Annotated in this window: 18 protein-coding genes; 8 read left to right on the forward strand and 10 right to left on the reverse strand. The window is 59.9% G+C overall.

Features of this window, described 5'->3' with window-relative positions:
- Positions 1-141: 141 nt before the first annotated feature.
- The 4 genes from cysK to tyrS form a co-directional block, all read right to left on the reverse strand.
- Positions 142-1062 (reverse strand): cysteine synthase A, encoded by a 921-nt coding sequence (gene cysK / locus O2N64_RS11945; protein WP_271077814.1) that lies wholly within the window; start codon positions 1060-1062, stop codon positions 142-144.
- A 3-nt stretch (positions 1063-1065) separates the two neighbouring features.
- The gene (locus O2N64_RS11950) at positions 1066-2385 is read right to left on the reverse strand and encodes an MFS transporter (RefSeq protein WP_442866733.1); all 1320 of its coding nucleotides are present in this window, start codon (positions 2383-2385) and stop codon (positions 1066-1068) included.
- 63 nt (positions 2386-2448) lie between these two features.
- Positions 2449-2787, reverse strand: coding sequence for a PilZ domain-containing protein (locus tag O2N64_RS11955; protein WP_271077815.1), 339 nt, complete (start codon positions 2785-2787; stop codon positions 2449-2451).
- Between the two features lie 70 nt (positions 2788-2857).
- The gene (gene tyrS / locus O2N64_RS11960; RefSeq protein ID WP_271077816.1) at positions 2858-4090 is read right to left on the reverse strand and encodes a tyrosine--tRNA ligase; all 1233 of its coding nucleotides are present in this window, start codon (positions 4088-4090) and stop codon (positions 2858-2860) included.
- A 62-nt stretch (positions 4091-4152) separates the two neighbouring features.
- On the opposite strand from tyrS, the gene O2N64_RS11965 reads away from it, so the two are divergent.
- Entirely contained in the window at positions 4153-4698 is a 546-nt protein-coding gene (locus O2N64_RS11965; RefSeq protein WP_271077817.1) for a DOMON-like domain-containing protein, read from the forward strand.
- A complete protein-coding gene (locus tag O2N64_RS11970; protein WP_271077818.1) occupies positions 4695-5897 on the forward strand; it encodes an exo-beta-N-acetylmuramidase NamZ family protein in 1203 nt (400 codons plus the stop codon). The genes O2N64_RS11965 and O2N64_RS11970 overlap by 4 nt, the downstream gene beginning before the upstream one ends.
- Here O2N64_RS11970 and O2N64_RS11975 read toward each other — a convergent pair.
- Complete coding sequence (locus tag O2N64_RS11975; protein WP_271077819.1) at positions 5891-6244, reverse strand: hypothetical protein; 354 nt, start codon at positions 6242-6244, stop codon at positions 5891-5893. The genes O2N64_RS11970 and O2N64_RS11975 overlap by 7 nt on opposite strands.
- A gap of 111 nt (positions 6245-6355) precedes the next feature.
- Here O2N64_RS11975 and O2N64_RS11980 point away from each other — a divergent pair, with 111 nt between their 5' ends.
- Entirely contained in the window at positions 6356-7264 is a 909-nt protein-coding gene (locus tag O2N64_RS11980; protein ID WP_271077820.1) for a class I SAM-dependent methyltransferase, read from the forward strand.
- Positions 7265-7349: 85 nt separating this feature from the next.
- On the opposite strand, the gene O2N64_RS11985 is transcribed toward O2N64_RS11980, so the two are convergent.
- From O2N64_RS11985 to O2N64_RS11995, 3 genes are all read right to left on the reverse strand, one after another.
- Entirely contained in the window at positions 7350-8210 is an 861-nt protein-coding gene (locus tag O2N64_RS11985) for a DUF817 domain-containing protein (protein ID WP_271077821.1), read from the reverse strand.
- Entirely contained in the window at positions 8207-10195 is a 1989-nt protein-coding gene (parE, locus tag O2N64_RS11990) for a DNA topoisomerase IV subunit B (RefSeq protein ID WP_271077822.1), read from the reverse strand. The genes O2N64_RS11985 and parE overlap by 4 nt, the downstream gene beginning before the upstream one ends.
- 74 nt (positions 10196-10269) lie before the next feature.
- On the reverse strand, positions 10270-11439 hold the full coding sequence (locus tag O2N64_RS11995) for a penicillin-binding protein activator (RefSeq protein WP_271077823.1): 1170 nt from the start codon (positions 11437-11439) through the stop codon (positions 10270-10272).
- A 39-nt stretch (positions 11440-11478) separates the two neighbouring features.
- Between O2N64_RS11995 and rsmI the strand changes: the two genes are divergently transcribed.
- Genes rsmI through O2N64_RS12020 form a run of 5 tightly spaced genes read left to right on the forward strand, consistent with a single transcriptional unit; the run spans position 11479 to position 14618 of the window.
- Entirely contained in the window at positions 11479-12321 is an 843-nt protein-coding gene (gene rsmI / locus O2N64_RS12000) for a 16S rRNA (cytidine(1402)-2'-O)-methyltransferase (RefSeq protein WP_271077824.1), read from the forward strand.
- A complete protein-coding gene (locus O2N64_RS12005; RefSeq protein WP_271077825.1) occupies positions 12318-12668 on the forward strand; it encodes a YraN family protein in 351 nt (116 codons plus the stop codon). The genes rsmI and O2N64_RS12005 overlap by 4 nt, the downstream gene beginning before the upstream one ends.
- A 9-nt stretch (positions 12669-12677) precedes the next feature.
- Positions 12678-13637: a glutathione synthase gene (gshB, locus tag O2N64_RS12010; protein WP_271077826.1), complete on the forward strand. Its 960-nt coding sequence runs from the start codon at positions 12678-12680 to the stop codon at positions 13635-13637.
- Positions 13638-13657: 20 nt separating this feature from the next.
- Entirely contained in the window at positions 13658-13978 is a 321-nt protein-coding gene (locus O2N64_RS12015) for a hypothetical protein (RefSeq protein ID WP_271077827.1), read from the forward strand.
- 25 nt (positions 13979-14003) lie between these two features.
- Entirely contained in the window at positions 14004-14618 is a 615-nt protein-coding gene (locus O2N64_RS12020) for a DedA family protein (RefSeq protein WP_271077828.1), read from the forward strand.
- Here the strand turns inward: O2N64_RS12020 and O2N64_RS12025 are convergent.
- Positions 14615-15514 carry a tyrosine recombinase XerC gene (locus tag O2N64_RS12025; RefSeq protein ID WP_271077829.1) on the reverse strand — a complete coding sequence of 300 codons (900 nt, stop codon included), beginning with the start codon at positions 15512-15514 and terminating at the stop codon, positions 14615-14617. The genes O2N64_RS12020 and O2N64_RS12025 overlap by 4 nt on opposite strands.
- Positions 15511-16662: a radical SAM family heme chaperone HemW gene (gene hemW / locus O2N64_RS12030; RefSeq protein ID WP_271077830.1), complete on the reverse strand. Its 1152-nt coding sequence runs from the start codon at positions 16660-16662 to the stop codon at positions 15511-15513. Before hemW ends, O2N64_RS12025 begins: the two co-directional genes overlap by 4 nt.
- Between the last annotated feature and the right edge of the window lie 2 nt (positions 16663-16664).

Consider the following 16664-nt stretch of genomic DNA (forward strand, 5'->3'; position numbering starts at 1 on the left):
CCCCCCTCGGATTCTCACCACGCGACCCACACTGTGATTGTTGCAGAATTCCGCGAGAGAGCAAGGGCACGGCAGAGGCTCAACAGAAAGGGGGGGCAGCCATGCCACACCCCCTTCTTGTTAATCGTCTGACATCTGATCTTATTCAGAAGGCAGGAAGTCCGGTACCGAGAGATAGCGTTCGCCGGTATCGTAATTGAAGCCCAGCACGCGGGTGCCTGCTTCGAGTTCCGGCAGCTTCTTCGCAATAGCGGCCAGGGTTGCGCCAGAGCTGATGCCGACAAGCATGCCTTCTTCAGCTGCGCAGCGGCGTGCCATTTCCTTGGCCTGCTCTGCATCGACAGCAATCGCACCGTCGATCGACTGGGTGTGCAGATTGCCCGGAATAAAGCCCGCGCCAATGCCCTGAATGGGATGCGGGCCAGGCTGGCCGCCGGAAATTACCGGAGACAGCTCAGGCTCCACGCCATAGGCGCGGCAGTTTGGCCAGACTTTCTTCATCTCCTCTGCGCACCCGGTGAGATGTCCGCCGGTGCCGACGCCAGTAATCATCACGTCGATCGGTGTGTCCTTGAAGTCGTTGATGATTTCCTGCGCGGTCGTGCGGGCATGGATTGCCGGATTGGAGTCGTTCTCGAATTGCTGCGGCATCCACGCATTTTCGGTCTGCTCGACCAGTTCCTGCGCCCGTTCAATCGCGCCCTTCATGCCTTTTTCCTTGGGCGTCAGGTCGAATTCGGCGCCATAGGCCAGCATCAGGCGGCGACGTTCCAGGCTCATGCTTTCGGGCATGACGAGGATCAGCTTGTAGCCTTTGACAGCGGCAACCATCGCCAGACCGATCCCGGTATTACCGCTGGTCGGCTCGATAATCGTTCCGCCGGGTTTCAGTGCGCCCGAATTCTCGGCATCCTCGACCATGGCCAGCGCAATACGATCCTTGATCGATCCGCCGGGATTGGCCCGCTCGCTCTTGATCCAGACCTCATGGTCAGGAAACAGGCGCGAAAGGCGGATGTGTGGCGTGTTGCCGATGGAATGCAGAATACTGTCGAACTTCATGGGTCAGGTCCCTTCTGTGCCGGGATTGGTATCTGTTTTCTCGTGACCACGAGATTGGGTGTTTTCGTGTTCTTGCAACTCTTCAGGCGGCTCGAAGGTCCGAGTTGTGCGCAAAACGGGGAAGAGCACGGCCCAAAGGCCAACGGTGACGACCGCTCCGACGCCGCCAAGCGCCACCGCTGCGACTGGTCCAATCAGAAACGCAAGGCTGCCTGAGAAGAAGTCACCGAATTCATTGCTAGCGCTGATGGTGAGCTGGGAAACGGCGGAGACACGCCCGCGCTTTTCATCTGGCGTGTGGAGCTGGATCAGCGACTGGCGAATGTAGACGCTGAACATGTCCGCCGCGCCGACGACGAACAGCAGGCCTAGGCTGAGCACCATTGAGCGAGAGAAGGCAAAGCCGACGGTCGCCAGACCGAACACAGCGACCGAAATCAGCATAAGCGGGCCGACATTGCGATTGAGCGGTCGAAAACTGAACAGCAGAGCCGTCGCCGCAGCACCGACGGCAGGGGCCATTGCCAACTGACTGAGGCCCGTCGCGCCGACCTGTAGAATGTCGCGCGCAAACACCGGGAAAAGCGCTGTCGCTCCAGCAAGGAACACGGCGAACAGATCCAGCGTGATCGTGCTCAGCACCATCTTGTTGTCGCGCACATAGGCAAGCCCGTCTCGGATCTGCTTGATGGGCGCTTCCTTGGGCTGGGCTTTGCGTGGTGGAAGGTCCTTGATCGTGGTGATGCCGATCAGCGCAACGACGTAGAGGGCTGCGGCCACCGCATAGGGCAGGGCGGGGGCTACCACGTAGAGATATCCGCCCATCGCCGGGCCAACGATGCTTCCCGTTTGCCATGCAATGGACGAAAGGGCGATCGCCTGCGGCAGGAGCTTCGGCGGAACAAGGTTGGGTGCAAGCGCAGAATAAGCAGGGCCCGCAAAGGCGCGCACGATGCCGAGGACAATCGCAACGCCGAACAGCAGCGGGAGCGACATCGCGTCCTGCCAAGTCGCGGCGGCAAGTACACTGGCACAGGCAATCTGGCCTAGGAGCGTCAACCGCGCGAGATTGCGCCTGTCGAACAGGTCTGCGGCAAGCCCGGTAAATGGCGTCAGGATGAAAAGGGGAAGGAATTGCAGGAGGCCGACCAGCGCCAGCTGTCCCGATGCCTCGCCCACGCTCATCCCGCCATCGCGCGCGAGATTATATGTCTGCCACCCGATAATCAGCAGCATCGCATATTGCGCCAGCATCTTCGCGAAACGCGAAATCACATATGCGCGGAAATTGACGATGTGGAATGGGTGGGTCGGTTCGCTCACGCACAGCGCAATGGCAGCGCGCGCGGCGCTTGCCAAGCTAGCTTCGATTTAGAGGAGTAAAGCCTATCCGCGTCGACGCAGGGCCGGATTCGGCTGCATTTCCTGAATCATCGCCTGGAAATCATCGAGGCGGATGATCCGCTCGAACTGGAAGCCCGCACGGTCATCGGTGATCCAGATGCAATAGGCCTCGATGCGGCCAACAGCAGGAAGGCGGATGATCAGGCGATCACCGCGCGCGATGTTCACGATCTCGTCGATCATGAAGCCATGAGCGGAGATATTCGAAACGTGCAGCTTCACGTCGCCGTGGAGCAGATGTTCGGCGATAACCGAATAGTCTACCGGATGCCGCGATGCGCGCCGCATATCGGTGACTGACAATTGTGCACCACCAGCCATAAGCTGCAGCCCTTCCTGTTTGTTACGTCAGAAGAACCGTCTGCCAGCAAATGGTGGATTTTTTGTAAAATCACCCCTTACGAAGTGCAGCGTGCTTTTTTTTGCCCAAGCTGAGGCGCGCTTCGTCACCATCGGCTATCGAGATCAGGAAACCGGGATCGGAGACAGTCTCTCCGTCAATCTTTACAGCACCTTCGGCGATCTTGCGCTTGGCTTCGCCGTTCGATGCAGTGAAGCCAAGCGCGGTTAATACTGCCCCCACGCGCATCCCCTCGGCAGGAATATCGAGTGTGGGGAGGTCTTCGCCCATGCCGCCGCCAGCAAAGGTCTGCTCCGCCGTGGCGCGCGCCGATTGTGCCGCCTCTTCACCGCGAACGAGCTTTGTAACTTCATCGGCAAGGATGGCTTTTGCGGTGTTGATCTCATTGCCTTCGAGCGCTTCCAGTCGCGCGATTTCGTCGAGTGGCAAATCGGTAAACAGCTTAAGGAAGCGACCGACATCGCGGTCGTCCGTGTTTCGCCAGTACTGCCAGAAATCGTAGGCGGGCAGCTGATCCTCGTTAAGCCAGATTGCGCCAGAGACCGACTTGCCCATCTTCTGTCCGTCAGCACGGGTGATCAGCGGCGCCGTCACACCGAACACTTCCTTGCCATCCATGCGGCGCGTCAGTTCGATACCGTTGACGATATTGCCCCACTGGTCGCTTCCGCCCAGCTGCAACTGGCAGCCGTAATCGCGCGAAAGCTTCATGAAGTCATACGCCTGCATGATCATGTAGTTGAATTCGAGGAAGGTCAGCGGCTGTTCGCGATCGAGCCGCAGCTTTACCGAATCGAAGGTGAGCATGCGATTGATGGTGAAATGCGATCCGACATCGCGCAGCAACTCGATATAGCCCAGCTCGCTCAGCCAATCGTCATTGTTGATGAGAAGCGCGCCGGTCTCGCTGTCATCGAAGCGCAGCATCTTTTCAAAACTGCTCTTGATCGAGGCGATGTTGGCAGACAGCACTTCCTCCGTCAGCATCTGACGCGTTTCGTCCTTGCCGCTTGGATCGCCGACCTTGGCCGTGCCACCGCCCATGATCACGATCGGGCGATGCCCGGCCTGCTGGACCCGGCGCAGCAGCATGATCGAGGCAAGGTTACCGATGTGCAGGGAAGGGGCTGTGGGGTCGAAACCCACGTATCCCGTCACGGTTTGTCGCGCGGCGAGTGCATCTAATCCCGCAGCGTCAGTCACCTGGTGGACATGACCGCGCTCGTTGAGCAATTGCAGCAAATCGGAATTGTAAGTCGTCATATCGGGGGATGTGGCGCTTTATATATTGTTGGACCGGGGGCGCGTAGCACGGGGAACTCTGCTTGCAAACGCATGAACTGGCTTATCATGCCTCACACCCACCACTTGCCATTCGCCGCGTCGAGGCGCGGGTGCTTTCACTGACAGACGCGTGGATGCGCGTGCGCTGGCGTATCGACGGGCCGGACAAGCTGGTCATTCCGTCCTTTGCCGGGAAGGGCCGGGCGGACAACCTGTGGCAGACGACCTGTTTTGAGCTTTTCATGATGCCGAAGGACGGAACGCCGGGTTATTCGGAGTTCAATCTGTCGCCATCCGAGCGCTGGGCCGCCTATGACTTCGCCGATTACCGCGAGGGCATGAGCCAGCGCGAGTTCGCGCGTGAGCCCGATTGCACCATGCGCACCGGCCAGTCGATGGCGATCTTCGATGCCTCGCTTCCCCGCTCGCAAATGCCGGAGGCGCCCTGCGCGATAGGCCTTGCGGCAGTGCTCGAGGAAGAAGGCGGCGTGAAAAGCTATTGGGCGCTCAATCATCCCAAGGCTGAGCCCGATTTTCACGATCCCGCTTGCTTTGCGGCCTGTCTTGCGCGAACCCGCGCTGCATGAAATTCGGAATTGACCGGCTCCTCGCCGAGCCAGAACTGCAAGAACCGCTAAAGGGCAAGCGCGTCGCGCTTGTCGCGCACCCGGCATCGGTCACGGCTGACCTAACGCACAGCCTCGATGCGCTGATAGCCACGGGGATCAATGTGACGAGCGCTTTCGGACCGCAGCACGGGCTGAAAGGCGACAAGCAGGATAATATGGTCGAGACGGCGGATGAGACCGATCCGACTTACGGTATTCCCGTGTTCAGCCTCTACGGCGAGGTCCGTCGACCGACCGGGCAGATGATGTCGAGCGCCGATGTTTTCCTGTTCGATCTACAGGACCTGGGATGTCGCATCTACACCTTCGTTACCACGCTGCTTTATTTGCTCGAAGAGGCGGCAAAGAATGGCAAAAGTGTGTGGGTGCTCGACCGACCCAATCCCGCGGGCCGCCCGGTGGAAGGCACGCTTCTTTTGCCTGGCCAGGAAAGCTTTGTTGGGGCCGCGCCAATGCCGATGCGCCACGGCCTCACACTGGGCGAGATGGGCCTCTGGTTCATCCGCCACTTCGGCCTCGATGTGGATTACAAGGTCGTCACCATGCATCACTGGCTGCCCGAAGGGCCGGGGCATGGTTGGCCGGATAGCCGGATCTGGATCAATCCCAGTCCCAATGCCGCCAATGTGAATATGGCACGCGCCTATGCCGGCACGGTGATGCTCGAAGGCGCTACGCTCAGCGAAGGGCGGGGCACCACCCGGCCGCTGGAAGTGCTGTTTGGCGCGCCGGATGTCGATGCAAAAGCCGTGCATGCTGAAATGCAGAGGATGGCGCCCGGCTGGCTCGACGGTTGCGCTTTGCGCGAATGCTTCTTCGAGCCGACCTTCCACAAACACCAAGGCGAATTGTGCAACGCTTTGATGATCCACGCCGAGGGTTCGCATTACGATCACGACGCGTTCCGGCCCTGGCGCCTGCAAGCGCTCGCTTTCAAGGCGATCCGGTCGCTATACCCGGACTTCCCGATCTGGCGCGGCACGGATTTCAAATACGAATATACCGACAACGTCCTCGCCATCGATGTGATCAATGGCGGACCGGCGTTGCGCGAATGGGTCGATGACAGCGCGGCTAGCCCCGCCGATCTCGACGAACTGGCATCGCGCGATGAAGCGCAATGGCGCGAGGAAATCGCCGACTTGCTGCTTTATTGAGCGCGGTGCAGAAGCGAGGCTGACTCATCGACCTCCGGCAGCGGGCGGATATCCCCACCATTCGTCAGCAAGACACCACAGCCATCGATGTTATGATCGAGTGCGAGAAAAAGGATCGGCCGCTCTGGACTTGCCGGCTCGCGCTGCAGCAGCGGCAAATCCCTCTCTTCACGGGCAAGACGGATCGTGTCGCGACAATTCTGGTTGTCGGAGGAGACATGTGAAGGGTCGGTAAACACGATGGCGTTATCGGTCTCTGTATCCGACGACATTTCGGGAATATCCTGATTTGCAATCAAGAACGGCGCACCGGTAATGATCGCCGCAATCGCAATTTGTGCTTTCATAACGTCTCTCCTTGCCCCTCCGTCATATCAAAAAGGCAGGGAAAACGAAAGCTTGCGGCGCCGCGCGTCGGTTAACCCGTTATTGCCCAATACCTGCTAATCGCATTCTTCATGGAACAGGAGCCCATCCACACGACGGCAGGAAATGCCGATGTCGCCTGCAATATGTGCGGATCGGCAGCGTGCGAAAATCTGTTCACCAAGAAGGACTATCGCCTTGTCTGCTGCACAAACTGCGGGCTCGCCTATATCGCCAATCCGCCCGATGCGGAGGGTATCACCGCGATCTACACCGCCAAGTCCAACTATCACGATCAGTTGCTGGATTCCGGCTCAGACGAATATCGACGCCAACGCCGAACCGCGCGCCAGCACATGCAGATGCTTCGCCAATTCCGAACGGATCCGGACGGCTTGTCGGTGCTCGATATCGGCTGTTCCTCCGGTATTTTCCTCGACGAGGCGCGCTCTGCGGGGATGGTCTCCACCGGGGCCGAAATCTCGCCCGAAACAGCTGAATTTGCCCGCAAGCATTTCGGCCTGTCCATCCATCAGGGCGATTGGCGCGGTGCGGAGTTTGCTGACGCGAGCTTTGACGTGATTACGCTGTTCGACGTTATCGAGCACCTGCCCGATCCGCTGGGTGAGCTGGAAGCACTGCACCGACTGTTGAAAGCCGGTGGCCTACTGCTGCTTTCTACACCGGATATCGACGGGCTATTTCCGCGCGCGTCCTATCCTCTCGCCAAGACGCTCGATTACTGGCCGCATCCCGAGCCGCCACATCACCTGTTCCAGTTCTCGCAGAAAACGCTCGCCGCGATGGTAGAGAAGGCTGGCTTCACGATCGAGGGCGCGCGGCACACATCAATCGATCTCAGCTACAATTTCGGCACGCCGAAAAGCTGGAAGCAAAGCCCCAAGATGCTGGCCTATGCTGCGCTTTTCGCCCCTGTCGCTGTCCTGGGTCAAGCGATCGGCAAGGGCGACTGGCTCTATCTCGGTGCGACCAAGCCTTAGCCTTACGCAGCGCGGGCCACGGCCCGAGTTGCGAGCAGATCGAATTGCTGCACATCGCGATTAGCCGCCGCGAAGTTCGCTAGACTTACGTGTCCGGCTTCTGTGGCTTCGCGACTACGGCAACCAGAACGAAAGAAATATACATCAGCAGATACCACGAGCCGAGTTTGGCCAGCGACACCATCTGCCAGCCATCCTCCTGATCAGGGTAGGCCCAGGCATTGGCAAAAGTCGCGATATTCTCCGCAAACCAGATGAATAGCGCGACCAGCAGCCATCCCACCAGCAGCGGCATCCAGCGCAGCTCTTTCCACGGGGTGAAATAGACACGCGTCCGCCAGAACAAAACAATGATCGCCCCGAAAAGAAAATAGCGCATGTCCGGCAGGTAATGGTGGGCGAAGAAGTTCACGTAGATCGCGATGGCCGTAAGCCAGATCAGCCATCTGCTGGGATAATGCGTGTAGCGAAGATCGAAAATTCGCCAGACCCGCGCAATGTAGCTGCCAACGGCTGCATACATGAAGCCGGAGAACAGCGGCACACCGCCGATCCGCAGAAATGCCTCTTCGGGATAGACCCAAGATCCCACAGCAGTCTTGAAGATTTCCATGACCGTACCGACCACGTGAAAGGCCAGGATGACCTTGGCCTCGTCCCAGGTCTCAAGCCGAAACACGAGCATGGCAACCTGAATGCCGAGCGCCGCTAGGGTCAGAAAATCATACCGATGCAGCGCGGCGTCGTCCGGGTAAAAGAGATGCGTCGCCATTAGCAGCGCGAGCATCAGACCGCCGAACAGACATGCCCATGCCTGTTTGAACCCGAACAGCAGGAACTCGTAAAGCCAACTCGCGGGACTGGAAGAGGGTTCAAACGACTCAAGCCGCGCGCGAACGGCGGCGAAGCGGGTTTGTCCTGTTTGTCGGGCCCCTTCAGACCTCACGCGTCGATCATCTCGCGATCCACTTCGCCAGCGCGGTTCTGGATGAAGTTGAAGCGGTGTTCGGGATTGCGCCCCATCAGCTGGTCGACCAGTTCTTTCACCGCAAAGCGCTGCTCGTGCTGTTCGGGCAGGGTGATGCGGATCAGGCTGCGCGTGGCCGGGTCCATCGTCGTTTCGCGCAGCTGGCCGGGGTTCATTTCGCCAAGGCCCTTGAATCGGCTGACTTCTACCTTCTTGCCCTTGAATTCGTTGGCCTCGATCTCTGCGCGGTGCTCGTCATCGCGGGCGTATAGGCTCTCCTTGCCGGCGGTGAGGCGGTAGAGCGGGGGCTGGGCGAGGTAGAGGTGCCCGCGGCGCACCAGCTCCGGCATTTCCTGGAAGAAAAACGTCATCAGTAGGGTGGCGATATGTGCGCCGTCGACATCGGCATCGGTCATGATGACGATGCGGTCGTAACGCAGGTTCTCCGGATCGCAATCCTTGCGCATTCCGCATCCCAAAGCGAGCGCCAGATCGGCGATTTCGCTATTGGCGCGGATCTTGTCCGCACTGGCGCTCGCGACATTGAGAATCTTGCCGCGGATCGGCAGGATCGCCTGCGTCTTGCGGTTGCGCGCCTGTTTGGCAGAGCCGCCTGCGGAGTCGCCCTCCACGATAAACAGCTCGGTCTCGCCTTCGCCATCGCCCGAACAATCGGTGAGCTTGCCGGGCAGGCGCAGCTTCTTCGCATTGGTCGCGGTCTTGCGCTTGATCTCGCGTTCTTGCTTGCGCTTGAGCCGCTCCTCCATGCGCTCCATCACCGAACCGAGCAGCGCCTTGCCGCGCTCCATATTGTCGGTGAGATATTGATCGAAGTGATCGCGCACCGCGTTCTCGACAAGGCGCGCGGCTTCGGGAGATGTCAGGCGATCCTTCGTCTGGCTCTGGAATTGCGGATCGCGGATGAACACGCTGAGCATGATCTCTGCGCCAGTCATCACATCATCGGCCGTCAGGCTGCTCGCTTTCTTGACGCCGGTCAGCTCGCCAAAAGCGCGCAGGCCCTTCGTGAGAGCGGCGCGCAGCCCCGCTTCATGCGTGCCGCCATCGGGAGTAGGCACGGTGTTGCAATACCAGCTGGTCGATCCATCGGACCATAGCGGCCATGCGATCGCCCATTCGACACGGCCCTGTGAAGTCCCGTCGCTTTCGGGGAAGTCCTGGCTGCCGCTGAAAAACTCGGCGGTTACGCATTCGCGATTGCCCACCTGTTCCTTCAGGTGATCGGCAAGGCCGCCGGGGAACTGGAAGGTCGCTTCCGCCGGAACTTCCTCGCTCACCAGAGAGGGTGCGCACTTCCAGCGTATTTCTACTCCAGCGAACAAGTAGGCCTTCGAACGAGCCAATTTGAACAGACGCGCAGGCTTGAAGGCGCGATCCCCGAAAATCTCTGTGTCGGGAATGAAGGTAACGCTGGTGCCGCGGCGATTGGGCGTATCGCCGACCTTGGCGATTTTGCCTTGCGGCTGGCCCTTGGAAAACTCCTGCGCGTAGACTTCCTTGTTCCGCGCCACTTCCACGCGCGTGAGACTGGAGAGCGCGTTCACCACGCTCACACCCACGCCGTGCAGACCGCCCGAGGTCGCATAGGCCTTGCCGGAAAATTTGCCGCCGGAATGCAGCGTCGTCAGGATCACTTCGAGCGTCGACTTGCCGGGAAACTTCGGGTGCTCGTCAATCGGAATGCCGCGACCGTTATCTGTGATGGTCAGGCGGTTGCCTTCTTCCAGATACATCTCGATGCGATTAGCGTGGCCCGCGACCGCTTCATCCATCGCGTTGTCGAGAACTTCTGCAGCGAGGTGATGGAGCGCGCGATCATCCGTCCCGCCGATATACATGCCGGGGCGGCGGCGGACGGGCTCAAGCCCCTCCAACACCTCAATCGAGGATGAATCGTAATCGCCGCCAGAAGGGGCCGGTCCGTCAAAAAGATCGTCGCTCATACTGCCAGCTATAGGCGCACGGATTCCTCCGCTTCAAGCGGGCATGATCGACTTATCCGGCGCTAGTGCTGTTTTCAGAAGCCTGAAGGGGCGGCATCGACGACGGTGAAGACACCATTGCCCACCTGGCGGACCTCGAACGCGCGCTCACCCACGCCATTGCTCATAAAGCGGATCGGGCCATCGAGACCGAGGAAGCCTTCGCTATCGGTCAGCAGCCCATCGGGCAGGTCACGCCCCGGCCGCCAGTCGCGCGTCAGGCGCAAGGTGAGCAGCACGGCATCGTAACCCAGAGACGCGATGCGGAAAGGCTCGCTACCGAAGCGGCTTTCGTAGCTCTCAGCGAAGCGGTCGTAGCGGTCGTTCGACACGGCAGAGAACCATGCACCGCGCATTTCGGGAACGCGCGTCAGGCCATTCTCATTGCTCCACAGCTCGGTGCCGACAAGCGACGGAAGATCATCGCCCGCATCTTTCAGACGCGGCGCCGCCATGGCGGACATGCGCGCACTGTCAGCAATCAACACGGTGTCGAAACCGCCAGCCGTGGTCAGTCGATCGGCCGCGCTGAGGATGGAGGTATTGGAACGATCATAACGCTCGATTGCAACGACATTGCCACCACGTTCGGTCACGATCCGCTCAAGCTCTGCCAGAGTGCGATTGCCGTAATCCCCGCGCGGCGCGAGTGCAGCAAAATTGCGAGCGCCCTGGTCGAAAGCGAAATTGATCGTCCGCTCGATTGATTGCTCGGGCACATGGCCCATCACGAACACGTCATTGCGCGCAACGGTGGTGTCGTTGGAAAAGGTGATGAGCGGCACATCGGCTGCCCGGGCCGGCTGGAGCACATTGCCGACATTGTCACGCACCAGCGGGCCGAGGATCAGCCGGTTGCCATCAGCAATTGCGCGCCGCGCCGCTTCGCCAGCGTCACTGCCCGTATCGTAAGTGGTGATGCGCAGATTTTCTGCGCCGGTATCGAGCAGGGCCATGGTGGTGGCATTGGCGATAGACTGACCAACAGCGGCATTATTCCCGCTCAGCGGCACGAGGAGGGCAACACGGTGCCGTTCCAGATCCTGCGGCAGCACATCGGCACTGGGCGCAGCGGCGGGTGCAGAGTCCGCGACAGGGGGCGCGCTATCGATGACGCCGCGATCGCCGTCCGGGATAACCGTACAGGCCGAAAGCGCCATTGCGCCCATTCCTATCGTAAGCAGACGCTTGAATTTACCGAACATGCTTGCTGTCTCCATTGAACCTGGTCCAAGGATGCACGCGTGACCGAAGCCACCGACCCTCTTTCACCCGGCCTCTATATCGTTGCCACCCCGATTGGCAATCTCGGCGATATCACTGTGCGAGCAAGCGAGACGCTGGCGAGATGTGACGGGATCGCCTGTGAAGACACGCGGGTGACGCAAAAACTGATCCGCCATCTGGGCATCTCCAAGCCGCTATGGCGCTATGACGATCACTCCGCGCCGAATGATCGCGCAAGGCTGGTCGCGTCCATGCGCGACAGAGCGGTGGCGCTGGTGAGCGATGCAGGCATGCCGCTGGTTTCCGATCCGGGCTATCGGCTTGTGAACGATGCGAAAGAGGCTGGGGTGCCGATTACGGTGCTGCCCGGCGCTAATGCTCCATTGGCGGCATTGGCGCTCTCTGGACTACCCAATGATCGTTTCATGTTTGCAGGTTTCCTGCCGCCAAAAGAGAAGGCACGGCGCGAAGTGCTCGAAGAGCTTGGAGTCGTCCGCACGACGCTGATCTTTTTCGAAACAGCACCTCGACTTGTCAAAAGTCTGTCCGCGACTGCAGACATTTTTCCAGACCGCGAAGTCGCCGTCGCGCGCGAATTGACCAAGTTATACGAGGAATGCCGCACCGGCAGCGCTGCCGAATTGGCGCAGCATTATACGGATCATCCGCCCAAGGGCGAAATCGTCCTTCTGATTGGTCCTCCCATTGAGCAGAGCATGGATGCGGGGGATGTCGACACCATGCTGCGCGATTTACTCCGGACCGAGAAGGCCTCGAAAGCCGTGGCGCAAGTCGCCAAGGCCACAGGGCAGGATCGCAAGGAGCTTTACGCCCGCGCGATGGAGTTGAAAGGCCAGTGAAGCGCCAGCTGGCAGAAAAGCGCGGCCGCCAAGGCGAGGGCAGGGCAGCCGCATGGTTGCAGCTCAAAGGCTGGCGCATTCTGGGCAAACGCGTGCGCACTCCTGCGGGCGAGATCGACCTCATCGCGAAACGCGCCGGAATAGTGGCCTTCGTTGAGGTCAAATGGCGCACGAAGAAAGCCGATCTCGATCATGCGATCGACGAATACCGCCTTGCTCGCGTGGCTGCCGCCGTTGAAGCAGTGGCTCACAATTATGCGACAGAGGGTGAGGACATCAGGCTCGATGTAATCCTGCTTGCACCCGGCTCCATGCCGCGCCACATCGTGAACGCCTGGCAACCCTGAGGAACCCGCATGTCATTACGCGTCGCCGTCCAGATGGACCCGCTCGAAAGCATCAATATCGCCGGGGATTCCAGCTTCGCGCTGATGCTTGCGGCGCAGGCGCGCGGCCATTCGCTGTGGGAATATGACGTCAAGACGTTGAGCTGGGAGGACGGCAAGGTCTGCGCCTGGGCACGGCCGGTCACCGTTCAGCGGGTGGAGGGAAACCACTTCGACGCTGGCGAGCGCACCAAGCTCGATCTGGCCGAGGATATCGACGTGATCCTGATGCGGCAGGACCCACCGTTTCACCTCGGCTATATCAGCGCTGCGCTGCTCCTTGATCGGCTCAAAGGCAAGACGCTCGTCAGCAATGATCCGCGCGAAGTGATCAACGCGCCCGAGAAAATGTACGTGCTCGATTACGCGCATTTCATGCCGCCGACACTGATCACTCGTGTGCTCGACGATGTGCGCGATTTCCAGAAGAAGCATGGCGCTGTGGTGGTCAAACCGCTGCACGGCAATGGCGGCAAGGCAATCTTCAAGATCGATGCCGATGGCACCAACATTTCGGCCCTGTTCGAAGTGTTCAACCAGACATGGCCCGAACCGCACATGGTGCAGCCATTCCTTCCCGGCGTATCCAAAGGCGACAAGCGGATCGTGCTAGTGGACGGCGTGGTGGCGGGCGCGATCAACCGCAAGCCGGGCGAGGGCGAGTTTCGCTCCAACCTCGCACAGGGCGGCTCAGCCGAAGCGACCGAACTCACCGCGCGCGAGCAGGAAATCTGCGATGCCATGGGGCCAGACCTGAAGCGCCGCGGTCTGACTTTCGTTGGCATCGACGTAATCGGCGGCGAGTGGCTGACCGAGATCAACGTAACCTCTCCTACCGGCATTGTCGCCATCGACAAATTCAATAACACCGACACCGCCGCGATGATCTGGGACGCATTGGAAGCACGTCACGCCACGATGACATCGTGAAAAGGGCGTTCTGCAGCTCTTTGACATTCATCCTTTTGTTGTCTGGATGTGATCGCGTCGATCCCCTTGCCGTGGTCGCGCAACCAACCGGGCAGCACAGCTATCATCATTATCTGGTGGGAAACGACAGCCGGATTATTTGCGTCCTGCCTGACGGGGATACGAATTGCAGCGTGGCGTCGGCCGATGTGATCGTCACCTCGATTGAAAATGTGGATGACGTGCAACCGAACTGGGCGGCGCAAGACAAATTGGAAATAAGGGTGAGAAGTGGGGTCGTCGAACAAAGACGTACTGCGTCAACTGACGGTTCCATACGTATCGTTGTGAGGGAGAACTGATCGGCTTCCTGCGCGTTGGTCACCCATGCACGAGCTCGTCATCGATCTGATTGCCCGGAGCGGCTATTTCGGCATCTTCCTGCTGATGGTGCTGGAAAACGTCATTCCACCCGTGCCCAGCGAAGTCATCATGGGCATCGGCGGTTTGCTGGTCGATCGCGGAGACATGGAATTCTGGCCACTTTTGCTGATCGGCACGACCGGCACAGTCGTTGGCAATTACTTCTGGTATTGGTTGGGCGATAAATATGGTTACGAACGGCTCGAGCCCTTCGTCGACAAATGGGGCCGCTGGCTGACCGTCGATTGGGAACACATCGCCAAAGCGCAGGTGTTCTTCGCCCAACGCGGACATTGGGTTGTCTTCGCTTTGCGCTTCAGCCCGTTTCTCCGCACGATCATCTCGCTCCCTGCGGGACTGGTCCACATGCCCAAGTGGAAATTTATCAGCTTTACCTTCGCCGGATCGCTGATCTGGAACGCGGCCCTGATCGGCGGCGGCGCGTGGCTGGGAAGCCAGCTGCGCGAGTCACAGGACGTGCTGGGATGGATCATTATCGGCCTGATTGTCCTGACAATCGTCGGCTATGTCTGGCGCGTGATGACCTGGGTTCCGCGAGCAGAGCGGGACGAGAGTTAATCGCTCTCGCGCGGATGGGCTGAGCGATAGGCATCGAGCATCTTGGCCGCGTCGACCTTCGTATAGATTTGCGTAGAGCCAAGGCTCGCGTGGCCGAGCAATTCCTGAAGGCTCCTGAGGTCAGCTCCCGATCCCAGGAGATGCGTTGCGAAGCTATGCCGCAAGGCGTGGGGCGTCGCAGTGTCTGGGAGGCCGAGCCCTTTGCGGGCGCGCGCCATCGCCTTTTGCACCATGCCCTGGCTCAGCGCACCGCCTTTGACGCCGCGAAAGAGCGGTCCATTATCGACTAGATCGAACGGGCATTCGCGGGCGTATTTCTCCACCTCGTCACGCACGATGGGGAGCAATGGCACGACGCGCTGCTTGTTGCCCTTGCCGGTGACCACCAGCGTTTCACCCAGCGGCAGATCGCTCCCCTGCAGCGAAAGAGCCTCGGCAATCCGCAATCCGGCACCATACATCAGCAGCAGCACGGCGGCATCGCGAAAACCCGTCCAGCCATCCTCCGCCATATCGGCAACGGTTTCGACCATTGCCGTCGCTTCATCGGGAGTTACGGGACGCGGCAGACCCTTCTTGATACGCGGGCCACGAATGCGGGGGGCAGTGCCGGGATCGGCACCCACCTGCTCGCGTGCATAGGCGACGAAGCTCTTGAGCGCCGACAATTCGCGGGCAGCAGAAACGTTGCCGAGGCCTTCGGCTCTCCTGCTCGCCAACTGACCGCGCAAATCCCGCGTGGTGAGCGTGGCGACGCCGTCCCAATCGTTAAGTTGCAAGCGTCCGGTCAGCCGCGCCGCTGCGCTGACATAGGCGCGGACCGTATGCGGAGATTTACGCTGTGCGACCGCAAGATGCGCGCGCCATTCCTCGATCAGGTCCGGCGCGTCGCTCATGCCGCTACCAGATCGTCCGCGACGATCCGCGCGAGCAACGCATCGAGGACGATCATCCCGTCCATCGTCACCCTGATCCGCTCACCATCGCGCTTGAGGTATTCGAGCTTCTGATATTTTGCGATCTCATCCTGATTGACGAGAGCGTCCACGCTTAGACCGAACCGGGCCGAAAGCTCTGAAAGATCCACACCTTCGGCAAGTCGCAGCCCCATCAGCAAAGCTTCGGAAGCCTGCTCACGAACACCAAGCGCGCGCTCCTCCTGCAACCCGCTGGCATTGCGCGATATGGCGGACAGAAAATTCTCCGGCTTGCGGTGGCGCGTCGTGGCAAAACCGCCGCGCCGCCCATGTGCGCCGGGCCCGATGCCGACATAGTCCTGGTAGCGCCAATAGGTGAGGTTGTGCTGGCTTTCTTCACCCGGCCGCGCGTGATTGCTGATCTCATAAGCCGGAAGGCCTGCATCGCTGAGGACTTCGCCTGTCAGGATGAACAGGTCGGCAGCCTCGTCATCATCCAGCGGAGTGAATTCACCGCGCCGTACCATGGTCGCAAAACGCGTATTGGGTTCGATTGTGAGTTGGTAAACCGAGAGGTGCCCGGTTCCCAAATCGAGCGCCTTGCAGAGCTCGTAGTTCCATGTGTGATGATTGTGGCCGGGAAGGGCATAAATCAGGTCAAAGCTGACGCGGTCGAAGGCCTTCTGTGCCGTCTGGAGCGCTTCAAGCCCCTCCTCGGCGCTGTGCATTCGCCCCAGGAATTGCAGCGATTCATCACGAAGAGACTGCACACCGAGCGACACGCGATTGACGCCAGCAGCCGCAATGTCGGCAAAATTCGCGGCCTCTACCGAAGACGGGTTCGCCTCCAGCGTAATCTCGATATCGTCCTCATATCCCCAGAGCTTTTCCGCTTCTGATAGCAGCGCATCGACAAGGGCAGGCGGCATCAGCGAAGGCGTGCCACCGCCGAAGAAGATCGACCGCAGCTTTTCTCCGCCAGCAAGCGCGGCCTCATGCCGCATGTCTGCCAGCAGCGCATCGCGCCAGACGGTGTGATCGACCTGCTCCCGGACATGCGAGTTGAAATCGCAATAGGGGCACTTTGAGACACAAAACGGCCAGTGAATGTAGAGTGCGCGCGCCATCA

The sequence above is a fragment of the Aurantiacibacter sp. MUD61 genome, from assembly GCF_027912455.1.
GTDB lineage: Bacteria > Pseudomonadota > Alphaproteobacteria > Sphingomonadales > Sphingomonadaceae > Alteraurantiacibacter.